This window comes from Arthrobacter sp. Y3225116, assembly GCF_059091245.1.
In genome coordinates this window covers 1-16,902 of sequence record NZ_JBNHGL010000017.1, presented here as the reverse complement: position 1 = coordinate 16,902, position 16,902 = coordinate 1, and the positions used below count along the sequence as shown (strand labels likewise).

Annotated in this window: 22 protein-coding genes and 1 pseudogene; 10 read left to right on the top strand and 13 right to left on the bottom strand. The window is 66.7% G+C overall.

The genetic code is table 11. The features are described 5' to 3' along the window. Nucleotides 1-111: 111 nt before the first annotated feature. The 3 genes and pseudogenes from AC5RV2_RS03560 to AC5RV2_RS03550 form a co-directional block, all read right to left on the bottom strand. Nucleotides 112-546 (bottom strand): annotated as a pseudogene (locus AC5RV2_RS03560) (urease subunit beta); the annotation flags it as partial. 17 nt (nucleotides 547-563) lie between these two features. After that, nucleotides 564-866: an urease subunit gamma gene (locus AC5RV2_RS03555; RefSeq protein ID WP_494000932.1), complete on the bottom strand. Its 303-nt coding sequence runs from the start codon at nucleotides 864-866 to the stop codon at nucleotides 564-566. Nucleotides 867-1,090: 224 nt separating this feature from the next. Then, nucleotides 1,091-2,101, bottom strand: coding sequence for a squalene cyclase (locus tag AC5RV2_RS03550; protein ID WP_494091205.1), 1,011 nt, complete (start codon nucleotides 2,099-2,101; stop codon nucleotides 1,091-1,093). Between the two features lie 248 nt (nucleotides 2,102-2,349). Here AC5RV2_RS03550 and AC5RV2_RS03545 point away from each other — a divergent pair, with 248 nt between their 5' ends. Further along, the gene (locus tag AC5RV2_RS03545; protein ID WP_494091204.1) at nucleotides 2,350-2,739 is read left to right on the top strand and encodes a cupin domain-containing protein; all 390 of its coding nucleotides are present in this window, start codon (nucleotides 2,350-2,352) and stop codon (nucleotides 2,737-2,739) included. Nucleotides 2,740-2,805: 66 nt separating this feature from the next. On the opposite strand, the gene AC5RV2_RS03540 is transcribed toward AC5RV2_RS03545, so the two are convergent. Continuing rightward, nucleotides 2,806-3,504: a dienelactone hydrolase family protein gene (locus AC5RV2_RS03540; protein WP_494091203.1), complete on the bottom strand. Its 699-nt coding sequence runs from the start codon at nucleotides 3,502-3,504 to the stop codon at nucleotides 2,806-2,808. Between the two features lie 129 nt (nucleotides 3,505-3,633). Here AC5RV2_RS03540 and AC5RV2_RS03535 point away from each other — a divergent pair, with 129 nt between their 5' ends. Further along, a complete protein-coding gene (locus tag AC5RV2_RS03535) occupies nucleotides 3,634-4,218 on the top strand; it encodes a PepSY domain-containing protein (RefSeq protein ID WP_494091202.1) in 585 nt (194 codons plus the stop codon). Nucleotides 4,219-4,275: 57 nt separating this feature from the next. Here the strand turns inward: AC5RV2_RS03535 and AC5RV2_RS03530 are convergent, their stop codons facing one another. The 5 genes from AC5RV2_RS03530 to AC5RV2_RS03510 all read right to left on the bottom strand — a co-directional run bounded on the left by AC5RV2_RS03530 (nucleotide 4,276) and on the right by AC5RV2_RS03510 (nucleotide 7,487). Beyond that, nucleotides 4,276-4,758: an SRPBCC domain-containing protein gene (locus AC5RV2_RS03530; protein WP_494091201.1), complete on the bottom strand. Its 483-nt coding sequence runs from the start codon at nucleotides 4,756-4,758 to the stop codon at nucleotides 4,276-4,278. Further along, nucleotides 4,755-5,735, bottom strand: a complete 981-nt coding sequence (locus tag AC5RV2_RS03525) for a D-2-hydroxyacid dehydrogenase (protein WP_494091200.1) — start codon at nucleotides 5,733-5,735, stop codon at nucleotides 4,755-4,757. Before AC5RV2_RS03525 ends, AC5RV2_RS03530 begins: the two co-directional genes overlap by 4 nt. After that, nucleotides 5,735-6,424: a PspA/IM30 family protein gene (locus tag AC5RV2_RS03520; protein WP_494091199.1), complete on the bottom strand. Its 690-nt coding sequence runs from the start codon at nucleotides 6,422-6,424 to the stop codon at nucleotides 5,735-5,737. Before AC5RV2_RS03520 ends, AC5RV2_RS03525 begins: the two co-directional genes overlap by 1 nt. A gap of 1 nt (nucleotide 6,425) precedes the next feature. Beyond that, nucleotides 6,426-7,124, bottom strand: a complete 699-nt coding sequence (locus tag AC5RV2_RS03515; RefSeq protein WP_494091198.1) for a hypothetical protein — start codon at nucleotides 7,122-7,124, stop codon at nucleotides 6,426-6,428. 156 nt (nucleotides 7,125-7,280) lie between these two features. Continuing rightward, on the bottom strand, nucleotides 7,281-7,487 hold the full coding sequence (locus tag AC5RV2_RS03510) for a cold-shock protein (protein ID WP_127512299.1): 207 nt from the start codon (nucleotides 7,485-7,487) through the stop codon (nucleotides 7,281-7,283). A 306-nt stretch (nucleotides 7,488-7,793) separates the two neighbouring features. Between AC5RV2_RS03510 and AC5RV2_RS03505 the strand changes: the two genes are divergently transcribed. Next, nucleotides 7,794-8,897 (top strand): fatty acid desaturase family protein, encoded by a 1,104-nt coding sequence (locus AC5RV2_RS03505; protein WP_494091197.1) that lies wholly within the window; start codon nucleotides 7,794-7,796, stop codon nucleotides 8,895-8,897. Nucleotides 8,898-8,970: 73 nt separating this feature from the next. Here AC5RV2_RS03505 and AC5RV2_RS03500 read toward each other — a convergent pair whose 3' ends face one another. From AC5RV2_RS03500 to AC5RV2_RS03485, 4 genes are all read right to left on the bottom strand, one after another. Continuing rightward, nucleotides 8,971-9,801 carry an aldo/keto reductase gene (locus AC5RV2_RS03500; RefSeq protein WP_494091196.1) on the bottom strand — a complete coding sequence of 277 codons (831 nt, stop codon included), beginning with the start codon at nucleotides 9,799-9,801 and terminating at the stop codon, nucleotides 8,971-8,973. A 32-nt stretch (nucleotides 9,802-9,833) separates the two neighbouring features. Further along, nucleotides 9,834-10,265 carry a hotdog fold thioesterase gene (locus AC5RV2_RS03495; RefSeq protein ID WP_494013685.1) on the bottom strand — a complete coding sequence of 144 codons (432 nt, stop codon included), beginning with the start codon at nucleotides 10,263-10,265 and terminating at the stop codon, nucleotides 9,834-9,836. A 114-nt stretch (nucleotides 10,266-10,379) separates the two neighbouring features. Continuing rightward, nucleotides 10,380-10,673 (bottom strand): DUF503 domain-containing protein, encoded by a 294-nt coding sequence (locus tag AC5RV2_RS03490; RefSeq protein WP_494000918.1) that lies wholly within the window; start codon nucleotides 10,671-10,673, stop codon nucleotides 10,380-10,382. A 10-nt stretch (nucleotides 10,674-10,683) separates the two neighbouring features. Continuing rightward, nucleotides 10,684-11,190, bottom strand: coding sequence for a MarR family winged helix-turn-helix transcriptional regulator (locus AC5RV2_RS03485; protein WP_494091195.1), 507 nt, complete (start codon nucleotides 11,188-11,190; stop codon nucleotides 10,684-10,686). A 91-nt stretch (nucleotides 11,191-11,281) separates the two neighbouring features. On the opposite strand from AC5RV2_RS03485, the gene AC5RV2_RS03480 reads away from it, so the two are divergent. From AC5RV2_RS03480 to AC5RV2_RS03450, 7 genes are all read left to right on the top strand, one after another. After that, complete coding sequence (locus AC5RV2_RS03480) at nucleotides 11,282-11,932, top strand: NADPH-dependent F420 reductase (RefSeq protein WP_494091194.1); 651 nt, start codon at nucleotides 11,282-11,284, stop codon at nucleotides 11,930-11,932. Between the two features lie 29 nt (nucleotides 11,933-11,961). After that, nucleotides 11,962-13,005, top strand: a complete 1,044-nt coding sequence (locus tag AC5RV2_RS03475) for an LLM class flavin-dependent oxidoreductase (RefSeq protein ID WP_494091193.1) — start codon at nucleotides 11,962-11,964, stop codon at nucleotides 13,003-13,005. A gap of 81 nt (nucleotides 13,006-13,086) precedes the next feature. Then, entirely contained in the window at nucleotides 13,087-13,848 is a 762-nt protein-coding gene (locus AC5RV2_RS03470) for an NUDIX hydrolase (protein WP_494091192.1), read from the top strand. 69 nt (nucleotides 13,849-13,917) lie between these two features. Then, nucleotides 13,918-14,145, top strand: coding sequence for a PLDc N-terminal domain-containing protein (locus tag AC5RV2_RS03465; RefSeq protein WP_494091191.1), 228 nt, complete (start codon nucleotides 13,918-13,920; stop codon nucleotides 14,143-14,145). A 240-nt stretch (nucleotides 14,146-14,385) separates the two neighbouring features. After that, the gene (locus AC5RV2_RS03460; RefSeq protein WP_494000912.1) at nucleotides 14,386-15,231 is read left to right on the top strand and encodes an ABC transporter permease; all 846 of its coding nucleotides are present in this window, start codon (nucleotides 14,386-14,388) and stop codon (nucleotides 15,229-15,231) included. Beyond that, entirely contained in the window at nucleotides 15,228-16,001 is a 774-nt protein-coding gene (locus AC5RV2_RS03455; protein ID WP_494000911.1) for an ABC transporter permease, read from the top strand. Before AC5RV2_RS03460 ends, AC5RV2_RS03455 begins: the two co-directional genes overlap by 4 nt. Continuing rightward, on the top strand, nucleotides 15,991-16,854 hold the full coding sequence (locus AC5RV2_RS03450; RefSeq protein WP_494000910.1) for an ABC transporter ATP-binding protein: 864 nt from the start codon (nucleotides 15,991-15,993) through the stop codon (nucleotides 16,852-16,854). Before AC5RV2_RS03455 ends, AC5RV2_RS03450 begins: the two co-directional genes overlap by 11 nt. Nucleotides 16,855-16,902: the final 48 nt, after the last annotated feature.

The following is a 16,902-nucleotide window of genomic DNA, read 5'->3' as shown; positions in this document are numbered from 1 at the left end:
AGTTTGCCCGGTCTTCTCCGCGGCCTCGCCGCGCCCGCCCGCCTTCTTGGCGGCGCCGCCGGCCTTCGGGCCGCGGGATTCGTCGACCGGGTCCATGCCGTACGTGGTGTGGAACCCGGCCGCCTCGACGCCGATGTTGGGCAGGTCGATGTCGTATTCGGCCGCCAGTTCGGGCTCGGCCTCGGCGTTGATGCCGGCGGTGCCGCCGATGGCGTCGGTGTAGGCCGGGGGGACGCTGGCGCCCAGCGACCCGTTCATGTGGTTCCGGAAGCCGTAGACCTCGCGGTTCCCGGCGATCTCCACCAGGTGCACACTGCGCGCGTCCCCGGGCTCGAATCGCACGGCCGTGCCCGCCGGAATGTCCAGCCGAAAGCCGCGCGCCGCGACCCGGTCCATATCGAGCGCCGGATTAACCTCGGCGAAGTGGTAATGCGACCCGACCTGGACCGGCCGGTCGCCCCGGTTGGTCACGTTCATGATGCGGGTCTCGGCGCCCTCGTTGCAGATGATGGGCTCGCCGCGCAGGATGTATTCTCCCGGTTTCATGGGTGCTCTCCTCAGGCTCAGCGAATCGGGTTATGGACGGTGACCAGCTTGGTGCCGTCGGGGAAAGTGGCCTCGACCTGCACATCGGCGATCATCTCCGCCACGCCGTCCATGACGTCGCCCCGGGAGAGGATCGTGGTTCCGTAGCTCATCAGGTCCGCGACCGTCCGGCCGTCGCGGGCGCCCTCGATCAGTTCATAGGTGATCAGGGCCACCGCTTCGGGATGGTTGAGTTTCAGGCCGCGCTGCTGGCGCCTTCTGGCAAGGTCGGCGGCGACCACAATCATGAGTTTTTCGTGCTCACGGGGCGTTAAATGCATGTAGAACTCCCTAGTCCTTAACAAACAGAAGTGTCCACCCGTTATCTACAACCGGTCAGAGACTAGACCGGGAGGCCCGTGGATAAGGCAAGGATAGCCACGGAAATTGCACCCGGCAAATTGGGGGGAATCCGATGGCATCACCGCCTCGCAATTGCTTGACATCGAGCTCCCGGTGTCAGGTCACCGCTTCGCTCGTCCTGTTTAAGAGGCCGCGACCGAGGTCACGTCTCGGACCGGTAGCCCGGAGCGGGCGGGAGGACGCCTGCCTCGTCCCACCAAGCCAGCACGCGCGTGCCGTGGAACGTGAGCCACTTGGACGGCTCGCCCGGGGGCACGTCGACATCGAACCAGGCGCGGCCGGGGTGGCGGCGTTCCTGCAGCCACGTGCCGTCGGGCCGGCGCGCGGACGCGATGAGCTTCATGGCGTCGGCCAGCCGGGGATCGGGTGACGTGCCGTCGTGGAGCGCTGCCGACCTGAAGTAGTCCACGGCGTTTAGTGCGCTGTAGAGCCAGCGGAACGGGTAGGCAAAACGCGCAGCCCAAGGCCCGACGAGTTCACCGGTGGACCGGGTGTACAGCAGCCGGCGTTCCAGCAGGTACTCTTCGCCGGCGTGGCGGGCGGCGCGGAGATCGTCGGAGCCCCCGGTGACGGACTCGTAGTACAGCAGCCCTTTCAAGGTGTTGAGTGTGGAATGGAAGGACGAGCGGGTGGAACCTTCGATCCATTCGCAGTTCCAGCCGCCGTCGGGCAGTTGGTGCTCGATGAACCAGGCGGCGATCCGGCCCACGTCCGCCCCCAGCCACGCGCCGTTGGCCAGGGTGAAGGCGTTGATGCAGCAGTCCACTTCGCCGTCCCAGTACGGCAGGTTCTCGTACTCCCAGCGGCTGTTGGCGGCGAGCCGGCCGGCCGTGCCCGCGAGCACTGTTGCGTCGAGGCCCCAGTCCCGGAGGGAATTGAGCGACCAGGTGGTGGCGGTCCACGGCTGTCCGGCACCCTCGGCTGCTTCGGGTCCCTGGAAGTCGAAGTCGCTGGGGAAGTAGGCCCCGCCGGCCCACTGGCCATCGGGGTCCTGGTGCGCGAGCAGCCGCGCGCCGAAACCCTCGGTGGCCACCCGCGCTTTCGTCGCCGCCCACTGCTCAGGCGGCGCATGTGCGAGGTCCCGTTCGACCTGCCAGCGCAGTGCCGGATCGGAGTCGAGCAGCCAGCCGACCAACGCCGCCTCGGGCTTCATGGTCAACAGAGTAGCGGCCCCCGCGAAAGAACAACATGGCTTCCGTGCTCCGCCCCGGTCGGGGAAGGGGACCGAAGGACTGCGCCGGGCGGGCACGACCTCGCGGCCGGAAGCCGCCGCCGCGGAAAACTGGCCGCCGACGGTCACAATGGGTGAATGCGATCACAGCGGTGGGCGGCCAGACCGGGGCAGTTTGTTGAAGCCACGGTTGACGGACCTACCGGCCAACATGCGAACGGAGCACGCTGATGAAGATACTGACCCCCGGACTGCCGCTGAATATCACCGACCTGACACTGGAACATCTGCCCGTGCCGGCTGCCCAAGTGGCCGAGGGCGCGCCCACTACCGGCCTGCACGGCTTGGGCCGAATGGGCGACCTCGGCGTTGGCGTCTGGGAAATGTCCACCGGCAGCATGAACGATACGGAAGCCGACGAACTGTTTTTGGTCGTCTCCGGCAGCGCCACCGTGGCATTCCACCACGAGGACGCCCATGACGCCGCCGGGACGGCGGTCCCGTTGGCCCCGGGCTCGCTGATGCTGCTATCGGCAGGAATGCGCACCACGTGGACCGTGCACGAAACCCTGCGGAAGCTCTATCTCACGCCGGAGCGGGAGCCATCCGACGCGGAGTGATGCATCGAAAGAAGGGCGACGTCGGTGCCCGGGTGAGCACCGACGTCGTCCCATAACCGGTGGAAGCTACTTGACCTTGTCCTTGAGGAACTGCACGGACCGGCTCCAGGCCAGCTTGGCCTCCTCGGGACGGTAGTTGCCCTGCGGGTTCTCGTCGTTGTGGAAGGCGTGCGGGGCGTCGTAGAAGTAGTAGGTCACCTCCGCGCCGGACTCGCGGCGGATCTGCTCCTCCTGCGCCTTGGCCTTCTCCACCGGGTAGGAGGAGTCCTGTTCGCCGTAGTGGCCCTGGATGGCGGCGCGGACCCCCTCGTACGATGTGGGCACGCCCTGGCCCACGCCGTAGAACGGAACGGCCGCGCTGATGCGCTCGCCCTGCTGCGCGGCCAGCGCCAGCACAAAGCCGCCGCCCATGCAGAAACCGATGGCACCCACGGTGGAACTGGTGACCGACTCGTGGGCCAGCAGGTAGTCCACGGCGCCGGCCAGCAGCCGGGCGCCTTCCTGTTCCGGCAGCTTGGACATCATCGCGGCGGCCTCCTTGCCGTCGTGGGCGATGCGTCCGCCGTAGAGGTCCGGTGCCAGCGCGACGAAACCTTCGGCGGCGAGGCGGTCGGCAACATCGCGGATGTGGTCCACCAGGCCCCACCACTCCTGGATGACGATGACGCCGGGGCCGGCCCCTGACTCAGGTACGGCCAGATAACCGTGGGCCTCGGTGCCTGCGGATTCGAACGTGACGTTCTGGTACGTCGGATTGTCGGCCAAAGTCCTACTCCTGATCACTCGGGGGCATTCGATGCCAGTCTAGGACAGCAGCGCATGTTGTCGTGCTTACCGGGACGGCGGAGGGCCCGGGGCATGGCCAAGCCGGTTGCCGGGGCGGAGAATCGGTCTATGGAACAGCTGAGGAAGACCTTCACCGCCCTTTCGATTGCTGCCGGGCTGGCCCTTACGCTCTCGGCCTGTGACGCCACCGGAGACGACATATCCCAGCCCGAACCGGGCCAGGCCCAGCCGGCCGAAACCCCGGCCGGGGCCGGCAACCCGAGCCCCGGCGGCACCGGATCTGCCATGCCCGGTGAACGCAATGCGAGGGCCGCTGTCGAAACCGCGGTCAATGCCGTCCACGGCAGTTCCGCGATCGAACTCGACTACAGCGACCGGCTTCAGGCCTGGGAAGTGGACGTCTTCGACGTTGACGCCGAGCTCGAGGTACAGGTCTCGCCGGACGGCAGCGAGGTGCTTGAGCAACGGGAATCCGGGGGTGCCGAACCGGAGCATTCCCGAGAGTTGGAGCAAACCAAGGTCTCCATGTCCGAGGCACTTGTCACCGCCGCGGAAGCCGAACCGGGGAACGTGGACGAAGTGACGCTGGGGAATGAGGACGGCCTCCCGGTGTGGGAGATCGAGATCGACCGCGAAGACGGCTCCAGCACCGACGTATTCATCGACGCCGTCACGGGGGAGCAAATCCGCTAAGAGGGCGACGAACCTTCCGAAGGCGCGCGCTGCGAGCGGCCGCAGCACAGACGTGCCTTAGCGGGTTCCCTGCTCGACATGCGCGGCGAGGTTCGCCAGGGACGAGGCTATCCCGGCCTCGTGATCGGCTTGTGAGATGCCCGGCGGTACATCGGTGGCTGCAACGCTGACCAGCGTTCCTGCCGGCTGCTCCCGTAGCTCCCAGGTCATGGTCATGGTTCCGGCGAAGTCCGGCTCGTCGGAGATGAACCGGATCCGCTGCACGATTGTCTGGTCGGGGACCAGCGCTACGAATTCGACGTCGGCCACGTCCGTCGCCTCCGACGTCTTGCCGGGTGCGCCCACGGCGTCCAGATACGTCAGGACCATGCGGAACCCTCCGCCGGTCCGCGGATCGAAGCGGTCCATCCGGCCGGCCATGCCCTCCGGAGGAAGCCACGCTTCCAGGCTGAGGGGATCTGTCATGGCGCGGTAGATTTTCGGCGGCGCCGCACGGATTACGAGGCTGCCGCGGTCGACCCTGGCCGGCTGCTCGTTCACGATCCTGCGGGCGCCGCGAAACCCAGCTTCTTGTCGATCATGTTCTCCAACGGTTGCTGCTGCATGTAGCGGGCGAAATTGTCCGCGAACTGCCCCGCCAGCTGGGGCAGCCAGCCCCGCGCGTCACCGCTGAGGTGCGGCGAGATGATCACGTTGTCCATCGTCCAGAGCGCGTGGTCGGCCGGCAGCGGCTCGGTTTCGAACACGTCCAGGGCGGCTCCGGCGATGGCGCCGGACCGCAGCGCCGCCACCAGTGCATCGGTGTCCACGCACGCCCCGCGGCCCACGTTGACCAGCCGGGCCGTGGGCTTCATCGCCTCCAGCACGGCTGCGTCCACGAGATGCCGGGTCTCTTCGGTCAGCGGTGTCACCATCACCACCCAGTCGAAGTCTCCGACGACGGCGGGGAGTTCCGCCGACGCGTACACCTCGCCGAAGTCCGCGTCATCACTGCGGGCGGTCCGCCCGGCCCCGGCAACCCTCAGGCCGAGGACCTTGAGCACGCGGGCGATCTCGCGTCCGATGGCGCCGGTGCCGACGATCAGCGCGCGGCCCGACTCCAAGCGTTCGGTCTCGCGGTGCTGCCAGGTGCGCTCCCGCTGCAGGGACAGCAGGCCGGGCAGGTCCTTGGCGAAGGCGAGCATCCCGGCGAGCACGAACTCGGCGATCGGCCGGTCGAAGATGCCTCGGGCGTTGGTAACCACCACGCCTGAATTCCGCAGGTCCTGGAACAGGAGCTTGTCCACGCCGGCGGCCGCCACGTGGATCCACTCCAGCGACCCGGCGGCATGCCATGCGTCCTCCAGGGCCGAGGAGAAGAAGTCCCACAGGAACAGCACCTGTGCGCCGACCAGGGCCTCGGCCAGCTGATCCGCGGTGGCATAGCGCACCTCGGCGGCGGCCTCCACCTCCTCCATGCCCGGTGGCAGCTGGTCTTTGTACAGCACGGCGACGACGGGTCTGGTGACTGCGGCCATCAGGCTTCCGGCGCCTTGTCGCGCCGCGACTTCAGCGCGCCCAGTTGGTCGTCGACTTCCGTGCTGGCCTCCAGCCATTCGAAGGCATCCTGCACCTGCGGCGAGTCCGGATCTGACCACGCGATTTCGTTGCGCGCGGATGCCTCGGCCTCGATGCGCCGGGTCTCCCGCTCAGCATCCCGGGCGGCGGACTGCATCCCGGTTGCGCTGCCGGCTGCCGCCGAGGCGGCCTGCTGCATGCCGAGGGTGGCCTGGGCGACGTTGTGGCGCGCCTGCAGGGTCTGGTACCGCATCCGGGATTCGTCTATCCGCGAGGACAACCGGGCCAACTCGCCGTCCAGCCGGCGCCACTGATCGGCCATGCGCTCATATTGCCTGGAGAGGGTTTCCACGCGCTTCGACGCCGTGATGCTCCGGTGCAGGAACTCGCGGGCCCCGTCGTCGTCGCCGCGGGCCACGCACTCTTCGGCTTGGCGGTCGCAGTACGCCTGCTCTGCCTTGGCTTCATCCAGCAGCAGCCCGATCCGGCGGCAGTCGGCCGCGATGTCCGCTACGCTGCGGCGTGCCTTGTCGACTGCTTGGGACTGTTGCTGCTGGCTGGCCTCGATGGCCGCCAGGGGATCGACCGGAGCCTCTTTCGCCGCGCGGTTGGCGCGGATGATGCGTCCGAGGCGGTGCTTGATGGTCACGTTAGCTCCTCATGGGATCGGGCCGACGCTGGGCCGGGGCCGGCTGGCGGCGCGGCGGGAAGCCGGAGCGGAGGCGTGGCGGGACAGCAGTGCTGCGCCCGTCGCGGACACGTCGGTAGGCCGAGGACCAGGCATGCAGCGCCTCGATCTCCCGGGACAAATGCCGCCCGGCCAGTTCCAGCTGTTCGGCGTCGGCAGAGTACCCGGCTTCCACCAGTTGTTGCCGCAATTGGCCCGACAGCCGGTTGAGTTGTTCGACCCGCCCGCCCAGGCTGGCGGCGAGGGAGCGCTTCACCTGAAGCACCGGCTCGCCTTCCGCCAGCTTCAGCTGTTCGTCCAGGGACCGGGAAGCAGTTTCAAGCCGGGCCGCCACCAGCGGCAGCTCCCCGACGGGGCGGCCCTCCGACCGTGCCGCGGCGAGTGCCCGTTCCGTCGCTTCCGCCGAGCGCTGCAACCCGAGCCGCTGGCGGGCCAGACGGCGTCCGGCAGCGTCCCGGGTGAAACTGCGGACGGTGAGAGACCCCCTGCGGAGCCCGTTCCGCAACCTGCGGGAGCGCCGGATCCTGCGGACCACCAGCCACACGGCCACGGCCGCCGCCGTCCCGATGCAGAGCACGGCTATGCCGGTGAACATCAAAATCTGCAGGACCATATCGGCCACGAAGGTTGCGGTACTGGCGGGCACTGGTGTCAAGGGCATGCCTCAAGTTTGCCCCCGGAGGCTCGCTTACTGCCAGTGGGAATGAATTGCCGGGCAAAACAGCGGGGCAAAACAGCCGGACACAACAATGGAGCCGGCTCCCGTACGGGAACCGGCTCCATTGGAAAAGACTAGAGCGGCGTTGCCGCTGCCGTCTTAGAGGCCGCGGATGTTGGCAGCCTGCAGGCCCTTGGGGCCCTGCACGGTTTCAAATTCGACCTTCTGGTCTTCACGCAGTTCGCGGTAGCCGCCACTGTTCTCGATAGCCGAGTAGTGAGCGAAAACGTCGGCCGAGCCGTCGTCCGGAGCGATGAAGCCGAAGCCCTTTTCAGAGTTAAACCACTTGACGGTTCCAGTTGCCATTATTTGTACTCCTCCGAGTATTTACACGGCCCGCGGACTTCACGGGTCGCTTGCAGCGGTGTTTTTCGTCCGCCGTTCAGAGAAGCACAAACCCTTCGGTGAAGGGCTTGTTGCTCAAAATCAAATGCGCAACACAACAACTACAAGAATCACTGTACAGGACTTTGAACGGGAAGCCGAATGGCACTACCACGGCCCCCACTGTTCAGGACGCGTTCAGGTTGCTACCGTAAAGTGATCTTCATCTACGGGGCACTCGCCCTACTAAAGCGGCTGGGAAGTCGGACCCGATCCACTGAAGGCTGCATGAGCATATCTGTATCTCCACCGACAACTTCTACCCGTAGCAATCGCGGTTCTTCCGCCGCCAGCGGCTACTCCCAGCTGTTGAGCACCGTGCGGGATGCAGGTCTGCTGCGAAAGCGCAGGGGGTTCTACATCAGCCTCTTTGTCGCGCTGGCGCTGGGGCTGGCCGGGGCGACCACCGGATTCGTTTTGCTCGGCGACAGCTGGTTCCAGCTGTTGATTGCCGGCGCACTGGGCATCCTGTTCACGCAGCTGGCGTTCCTGGCCCACGAGGCCGCGCACCGGCAGGTCTTCGAAACCGGCCCGGCCAACGACCGCGCCGGAAGGTTCCTGGCCAACGCCGTGGTGGGCATCAGCTACCAGTGGTGGATGAACAAGCACACCCGGCACCACGGCAACCCGAACACCATCGGGAAAGACCCGGACATCGAGCAGGACACCGTCTCCTTCCTGCCGGAGCAGGCTGCCGAACGCCGCGGCCTGATGGCCTGGTTCACCCGCCGGCAGGGCTACCTGTTCTTCCCGCTGCTGATGCTCGAGGGCATCAACCTGCACGCCACCTCCATCAGGTCACTGTTTGCCCGCGGCCCCGTCAAGGGCCGCAAGCGCGAACTGTCCATCCTCTTCGCCCGGCTGTCGCTGTATATTGCCGCGATCTTCATCTTCCTGCCCACCGGCATGGCGTTCGCCTTCATCGGGGTCCAGCTGGCCGTCTTTGGCGTCTACATGGGCGCGTCCTTCGCGCCGAACCACAAGGGAATGCCGCTGATCCCCAAGGACTCGAAGGTGGACTTCCTCAGCCGCCAGGTCCTGACCAGCCGCAATATCGTTGGCCGCACTCCCGCGGGAAGCGGCGCCCTCAATGCGCTCATGGGCGGACTCAACTATCAGGTGGAGCACCACCTGTTCCCGAGCATGCCGCGGCCCAACCTGGCCAAGGCCGCCCACATCGTGCGGGAATACTGCGCCAACCACAGCATCCCGTACACCGAAACGTCGCTGCCCAAGTCCTACGGCATCGTGGTCCAGTACCTGAACAAGGTCGGCCTGTCGGCGCGTGACCCGTTCGACTGCCCGATGGTGGCCGAGTACCGCCGGCTCTAGCGCTCAGCCTCTTGCGCTCAGCAGGTTCCCTACGGTTGCCGGTGTCCAAAGCGGACACCGGCAACCGTCGTTTCTAGAGCTGCGTGAAGGCTGCCGTGGCCGGGTCCGCGCCGATGCGACCGCCGGCGTCAAGCGCCGTGATCGCGGCCAGGTCCTCCGCATCGAGCGTGAGCCGTGCTGCGGTCAGGTTTTTCGTTATCCGGTCCGGGTTGGCGGACTTTGGGATCACGATGTTGCCGTTGGCCAGGTGCCAGGCGAGCACAACCTGGGCCGGGGTCGCCAGATACTTTGCCGCGATGGCGGTGACCGTCCGGCTCTCCAAATCGGCACCTTGGCCCAGCGGGCTGTAGGCCTCGACGGCAATGCCGTGCCCACGGCTGAACTCCGCGACCTCGCGCTGCTGGAAGGTGGGGTGGATCTCGATCTGGTTCACCGCCGGAACCGTACCGCCGGCGGCCAGCACGGTTTCCAAATGCTCGATGAGGAAGTTGGAGACGCCGATCGCGCGGCTGAGGCCCTCGGCGTAGACCTCCTCGAGTTCATGCCACGCCCGCAGGTAGAGGTTTTGCGATGGCACCGGCCAGTGGATCAGGTACAGGTCCACGAAGTCCAGGCCCAACTCCCGCAGGCTGGCATCGAACGCCTTGCGCGCCGTCGCCTGCTCGCCGTTACGGAGTTTCGTGGTGATGAACAATTCTTCGCGGGGGATCCCGCTGGATCTGATCGCCGCGCCCACACCGGACTCGTTGCGGTAGGCGGCGGCGGTGTCGATGTGGCGGTAACCGGCCTCCAGTGCAGCTTCAACGGCCCGTTGCGTTTCAGCCGGCGGCACCTTGAAGACGCCGAAGCCCAGCTGCGGGATGCTGACGCCGTTGTTGAGATCGATCGCGGGCACTGCGGACATCGGGAAGGCTCCTTTGGTGCAGGGGGGTAAAACTACTTCTTCGGGACCAGTACGCCGTAGACGCGCATCTCGGCCAAGTGCTGGCCGTCATGGTCGTGAATGGAGATATCCACGATGTTGTTGCGGCCGTAGCGGGTACGTTCGACGCCGGTGGCCACCAGGCGGGCTTCGGCCGCGCCGGGCGCAATGTACGTTATTTCCGCCTGACGGGAGACCGACGGCCGGCCCAGTGACTCGCAAACGAACGCGAAGCACGTATCGCCGAGCGTAAACAGGTAGCCGCCGTGCAGGATGTGATGGCCGTTCAGCATGTAGTCCTGGACGCCCATGGACATCACCACGCGGCCTTCTTCGGCCTCGAGCACCTCGATGCCAAGGTGCTGCGACGCTTTGTCGGAGGCATAGCGGTGGCGGACAAGCTCCTCGACGGTGGAAAACTGCTCGTCGGTGGCGGGGGTAGTCAACGGAGCCTCCGGATGTGGCGCGGATCATGGGCGTGACCAACGCTACCAATATCCACGGCGGTCGATGCGCACCGGCGGCCTGCAGGACCGGTTTGCAGCGGCGCGGGGCCGGGCTCAGTCGTCGCTCGAGTGTATTTTCCGCCGCGTGCTGAGCAGGTCCACGCCGGGGCGGTAGGCAATGTAGTTCTCGGCCGTGTCCAGCACCTGGACCACATGGGCCCGGTCGCCGCCTACCAGCCCGATGCCCAGCTCGGCCCGCCGGTAGAGGTTCTGTTGGCCGACTTCCGCCACTGAGACATCGAACCGCTTCCGCACCTCGGCGATGATCGGCCGCAGAACGGAACGCTTTTCCTTGAGTGAGTGCACGTCGCCCAGGAGCAGGTCGAACTCAATCCAGCCGATCCACATGCTGACGAGTTTAGGGCAGGTGGTCCATCGCCTCGCACGGGCTGGAGTTCGGCTGCGCGCGGTGGATTCCCATGGCCAACACCTCGACCAAGGCGGAAAGCGTGCGCACGTCCTCCGGCGACAGGCCGGAGAGCAGGTCCTGCTCGGCACGTGCGACACGGACCTCAAGCTCCGAGAGTGCGGCCCGTCCCTGCGCGGTGGGAACGATTTTCCGTGCGCGCCGGTCGTTGGCGGCGGGGACGCGCTCCACCAGCCGGGCGGCCACGAGTTTGTCGAGGATGTAGGTCAGTACGGTGCGGTCGATCGCCAGGTGGGCCCCGAGGGCCTGCTGGTTCGGCGGGTCCCGATGAACGACGGCGGAGAGGATCTGGTAGCCGCGGATGCCTTCCGGCATGCCGGTGACGGCCTCCTCGAATTTTGACTGGTACCCGCGCAGGACCATGCCGAGGTTCCAGCCGAAGTCGCCGGGAACCGGGCTGTGCGTCCTGTCCGCTGTGGCGGCTCGTTCTCCTGTCATGCCTCTCATGATAACGAATCATGCGAAGTTGCACAGATAATCTGCGATGAATATAGTCTGTCAGACAGCATATTCGCAGACTGGAGTTGAAATGAAGCTTGGCACCGTTGGCATCCTGGGGGCCGGCCGCGTGGGCACCGCCGTCGCCCGGCAGGCGCTCAAGGCCGGCTACCGGGTGAAGATCGCAACGTCCAAGCCGGCCGCAGAGATCGCGTTGCTGACGGAAATCATCACGCCGGGGGCGGAGGCGGTCGACGCCGCCGAAGTGGGGACGGCGGACCTGGTTCTCGCCGCGATTCCACTGCACAGATACCGCACGCTGGATCCGGGCCGGTTGGCCGGCAAGACCGTGATCGATGCGATGAACTACTGGGCCCCGACCGACGGCGTGATCGGCGACTTCGAGAGCGACCCGCGCGGCAGCAGCGAGGTCGTCCAGGATTTCCTGGCGGGCGCGCACGTGGTCAAAACCCTGAACCACATCGGGTACCGGGAACTCGAGGAGGACAGCCGCAGCTCCGGCTCCGCCGCGCGCCGCGCCTTGGCTCTTGCCGGCGATCACGACGACGCCAAAATCCTGGTCGCGGCCTTCATCGATCGCCTCGGCTACGACCCGGTCGATGCCGGTCCGCTGTCGGCCGGCCGCGCCTTCCAACCGGGCAGCCGCATCTTCAACGCCGCCCATGCCGCCGACGAGCTCCGAGGCCTCTTGGCGGAGGCCAACGAACCGGCGCGTCCATGACGGCGTCGACCGGCAGAACAGGACAAGACATGGAAATCGGTGCTTACAGCTTCGGCGACACGCAACTCAATCCGGACGGCAGCCAGCGGGAGACGTCGGAGGCCATCCGCAATCTCTTTGAGGCGATCCTCCACGCCGACAAGGTTGGCCTGGATTACTTCGGGATCGGCGAGCACCACACCACCAGCATGCCCGCATCCTCACCGGGCGCGATCGTCGCCGCGGCCGCGGCCGCCACGAAGCAGATCCGGCTAGGGAGCGCCGCCAGCATCATCTCCACGGACGACCCCGTTCGCGTGTTCCAGCAGTTCTCCACGGCGGACGCGATTTCCGGCGGCGGCCGCGTCGAGATCACCGCGGGCCGCGGTTCCTCGGTGGAAACGTTTCCGCTGTTCGGCTACGACCTGGGCGACTACGACGAGTTATATGCGCAGAAGCTGGATCTGCTGATGGCCATCAACAACAGCCGCGCCCCCGAAGTGACGTGGAGCGGAACCCGGCGGCCGCCCATCGCGGACCTGGCCGTCGTGCCGCGCCCTGCCGCCGGACCGTTGCCCATCTGGCTGGCCACCGGGGGCAACGCCGGTTCTTCCGCCCGGGCCGGGCAGCTCGGACTGCCCGTCTCCTACGGGATTATCGGCGGAGCCCCGCACCGGTTCGCTCCGCTGGCCGAGCTCTACCGGCGCACCGCGGCCCAGGCCGGCCACAGCGGTCCGCAGATCAAGGTTTCCGTTGCCGCCCTCGGGCTGGTGGCGCCGAGCAAGCAGGAGGCCCTCGACCGGTTCTACCCCGGCTGGCACAACCTCAACGTGGAAATGGGCAGGCTGCGTGGTTGGCCCGCACCGGACAAGCGCGCTTTCCTGGCCCAGGCCGAGGCCCCGGGCGCCTATTACGTCGGCGATCCGGATGACGTGGCCGAGCGGATTGCCCACCTGCACGGATACCTCGGACATGTGCGCCACTTCCTGCAGACCGACATCGGCGGGCTGCCGCACGAGCACCTGATGGACTCCATCACGCTGCTGGCCACCGAGGTCAAGCCGCGGGTTGAGCGGCTGCTGGCCCGGAAGTAGGCACGACACGCCGCCGGCGCACCCGCCGGCCATCTCCTCGGCTCGAATCAACGCCTTCCGCCGCCGTCCTAAGCTAAGGGCGTGGATAAAGCGGTGGACAAGCAAACGGACCAGGCCGAGCTGGCGGCAACAGTCATCCTGCTGCGCGACGGCCCGGAGGGACTGGAAGTCCTGATGCTGGAACGCCCTGGCGGTGGATCCTTCGCGGGGGCCTGGGTGTTCCCCGGCGGCAAGGTGGACCCGGGGGACTACCGTGCCGCCGAAGCCGAAGCCGAAGCCGAAGCCGAAGCCGAAGCCCGCACAGGGGCCGGCGGCGCCGTCGAAGGTGACCAGGGCCGGCAGCTGGCGGCGGCAAAGATCGCAGGGGCGCGCGAGACCTTCGAGGAGACCGGCCTGCGGATCGGCGGCCAGGAACTGGTACACCTGTCCAACTGGGTGCCCCGCCACAGCCTGGTCCGCCGCTTCCAAACATGGTTTTTCACCGCAGCGGCACCGGCCGGGGAGGTCGAGCTCAACGACGGCGAGCTGGCCGGCTTCGCCTGGATGCGGCCCGGCGAAGCGCTCCGCCGGCATGAGTCCGGGCTGATGCGGCTGGTCCCGCCGACCTGGGTAACCCTGCATGAACTGGGCCGCTTCGATACCGTGGCGGACGCGCTGGAAGCCGCCCGGAACACGGAGCCTTTCAACTATGAGAGCCACGTGATTGACGACCCGGCCGGCGGTCAGGTCATCGTCTGGGCCGGCGACGACGCCTACCCCGGTCCCGGGCCGGCGGCGGCCGCCGGGGCCAGGCACCGGCTCTCCACCGGGTCGCTGCCGTGGCGGTACGAAAGGAACCGCTAGCCCTGCGCCGCCGGCCGGTGCACGCCTACACTTGAGGCACCTGCTGCCACAACCGACCGGGAGGCCGCCATGAAGAAAGCCATGAAGAAGAAGTCCTTCAGCGATTTGAGCGGGGGGCAGCGGCTGCGTGTGGCCATCATGGCCGGGCTGCAGCTTGTCTTGCAGACGGCCGCTCTCAAGGACCTGAAGAAGCGCCCGGCCTCCCTGGTCAACGGGCCGAAGCCGGTGTGGTTTGCCGCTTCCTTCCTCAATTTCATCGGCCCGGTGGCCTATTTCCTGCTCGGGCGAAAGCGCTGAACTCCTAAGCACAAACCGTTGATCTTTTCAATTCAACGGGGTTAAAGACCGTCGCACAGTGTTGCCTGCGTAACGATGGCCTAGAGTGTTTGACGTCACCAAGTGGCGTCGACCACACTTGAGCTAGTGAACGCATGTTCGGCTAGCGAACAGCGTGGTCTGTATCCCCGTTCTCCTCGGGGCAGAAGGAGTGGAAATGAATTGTGCGCTGTATAGGGCGCCGCACCTCGGGATGCTCCCATGAGCGCCCCCGCGGTGACAACGGACAGCAAGGGTCCGGCGGCCAGCCGGTCCCGCCGGCGCCCTTCCAAGAAGCGTCCCACCAAGCAGCTGCTGGGGCTTGCCGGGATCCTTGCGTTCCTGCTGGTGTGGGAACTGGTGCCGCGGGTTGGGATTGTTGAGGCCCGCTTCCTGCCTCCTGCCTCCGAGGTGCTCGCCGTGCTGTTCAACGATTTCGGCTTGGCGGCGTTCTGGCTTGCGGTTGGCGAAACCATGCTCGCGTGGTTCCTTGGCCTGCTGATGGCGGTGCTGCTGGCCGTGGTGCTTGGCTTCATCATCGGTTCGTCAAACTTCCTGCGGAAGTTCACCAACTCCACGGTGGAGTTCCTGCGGCCCATCCCGTCGGTGGCGCTGATTCCGCTGGCCGTGCTGCTGTTCGGCGTGAAGATCGAGTCCTCGCTGATGCTGATCGTCTACGCATCGTTCTGGCAGGTCTTCATCCAGGTGCTGTACGGGGTGGCCGACGTGGACAACGTGGCAATGCAAACGGCCAAGTCCTACGGCCTGGGCCGGTTCGCTCGGGTCCGCCACGTGGTCTTCCCCACCGCCCTGCCGTACCTGATGACCGGGGTGCGCCTGGCCGCAGCGGTGGCGCTCATCCTGGCCATCACGGCCGAACTGGTGATCGGTTCGCCGGGCCTGGGCCGGGAAATCGCGCTGGCGCAGTCCGGCGGCGCGATCGCGGGCATGTATGCGCTGGTGCTGGCCACGGGACTGATCGGCGTGCTGGTCAACCTGGTGATGCGCTTCATTGAGCGCAAGACCCTGTCGTGGCATGAATCGATCCGTTCCGAGGTGATCGCGTGAAAGTCCTGAAAAGCATTGCCTACGCTCTGGCGCTGCCGGTCATCCTGGTGCTGATCTGGTGGGCCTCGACGCTGGGCGCGACAAACTTCTTCGTGCCCACCCCGGCACTGCTCGTCGACGCGTTCGCCGAGACCTGGTTCGGCGAACGGCTCCTGTCCGACGTGCTGCCCTCGATCGGGCGGCTGATCATCGGGGTGGCCGCGGCGATCATCCTGGGTATCGTCGCCGGCCTGCTGATCGGCTCGATCAAGTGGCTGCGCGACTTCACCGAGCCGGTGCTGGAGTTCTTCCGCGCCATCCCGCCGCCGGTGCTGATTCCGGTATTGATGCTGCTGATGGGCATCACCGACACGATGAAGATTGTGGTCATCATCTCCGGCTGCATCTGGCCGGTGTTGCTGAACACCATCGAAGGCGTCCGCGCCATCGACTCGGTGCTTTCGGACTCGGCGCACACCTACGGCATCGGCGGCATGGCCCGCGTGCGTCACCTCGTGCTGCCCTCTGCGGGCCCGCAGATCATGGCCGGCGTCCGCCAGTGCCTGTCCATCGGCCTGATCCTGATGGTCATCTCCGAAATGTTCGCCTCGTCCTCGGGGCTTGGCTTTACCATCGTGCAGTTCCAGCGTTCCTTCGCGATCCCCGAAATGTGGTCCGGCATCGTGGTGCTGGGCCTGATCGGTGTTGCCATGTCATTCATCTTCCAATGGACCGAGCGCAAGATCCTGCGCTGGTACCACGGCCTGCGAGAGGTAGAAAATGCAGCCTGAAACCACCCCGGTTCCGACCGGCAAAACCCTGCCCGAAGGCCAGGCCATGCTCTCGGTGCGCGGCGTCAAGAAGGTCTACCACACCGACGGCGGCGACATCGAGGCGGTGCGCAACCTTACCTTCGACCTGCGGGCAGGGGAGCTGGCCTGCCTGGTCGGCCCGTCCGGGTCCGGCAAGACCACCTTGCTCAAGTGCATCTCCGGCCTGCTGGCCCCCACCGAGGGTGAGGTGCTGCTGGACGGCGCCCGGGTGACCGGCCCGCCCAAGAAGATGGCCGTGGTGTTCCAGGAATACGGCCGCTCGCTGTTCCCCTGGATGCGGGTGCGCGAGAACGTGGAACTGCCGCTGAAGAACGCCGGCATGGGCAAGGCCGAGCGCGACAAGCTCGTGGACGACGCCCTGGAGGCCGTTGGCCTGGACCACGTGCCGCAGTCCTACCCGTGGCAGCTCTCCGGCGGTATGCAGCAGCGCGTGGCGATCGCCCGGGCGGTGGCCTACCAGCCCGAGGTGCTGCTCATGGATGAGCCGTTCGCCGCGGTCGATGCCCAGACCCGGGCCGACCTTGAGGACCTGATCCGCACGGTCTGGAAGAAACTGGGCGTCACCGTCCTGTTCGTCACCCACGACATCGACGAATCGGTCTACCTGGGCCAGCGCGTGATCATCCTGTCCTCCTCGCCGACCGTGATCCAGGAAGACCTCGAGATTGACCTGCCCGACGAGCGTGACCAGCTGAACACCCGCGCACTGCCGCGGTTCACCGAACTGCGCCACCACGTCTACGAACAGATCCAGCTCGCCAAGCAGGGCCACCGCCCCGCCGCCGCCACCCAGGCCGGCAGCGCCGGCTAGCAGGAGGCAGCGGGCCGCCGGCCGCATCCTAGCAAGGGTGCGGCCGGC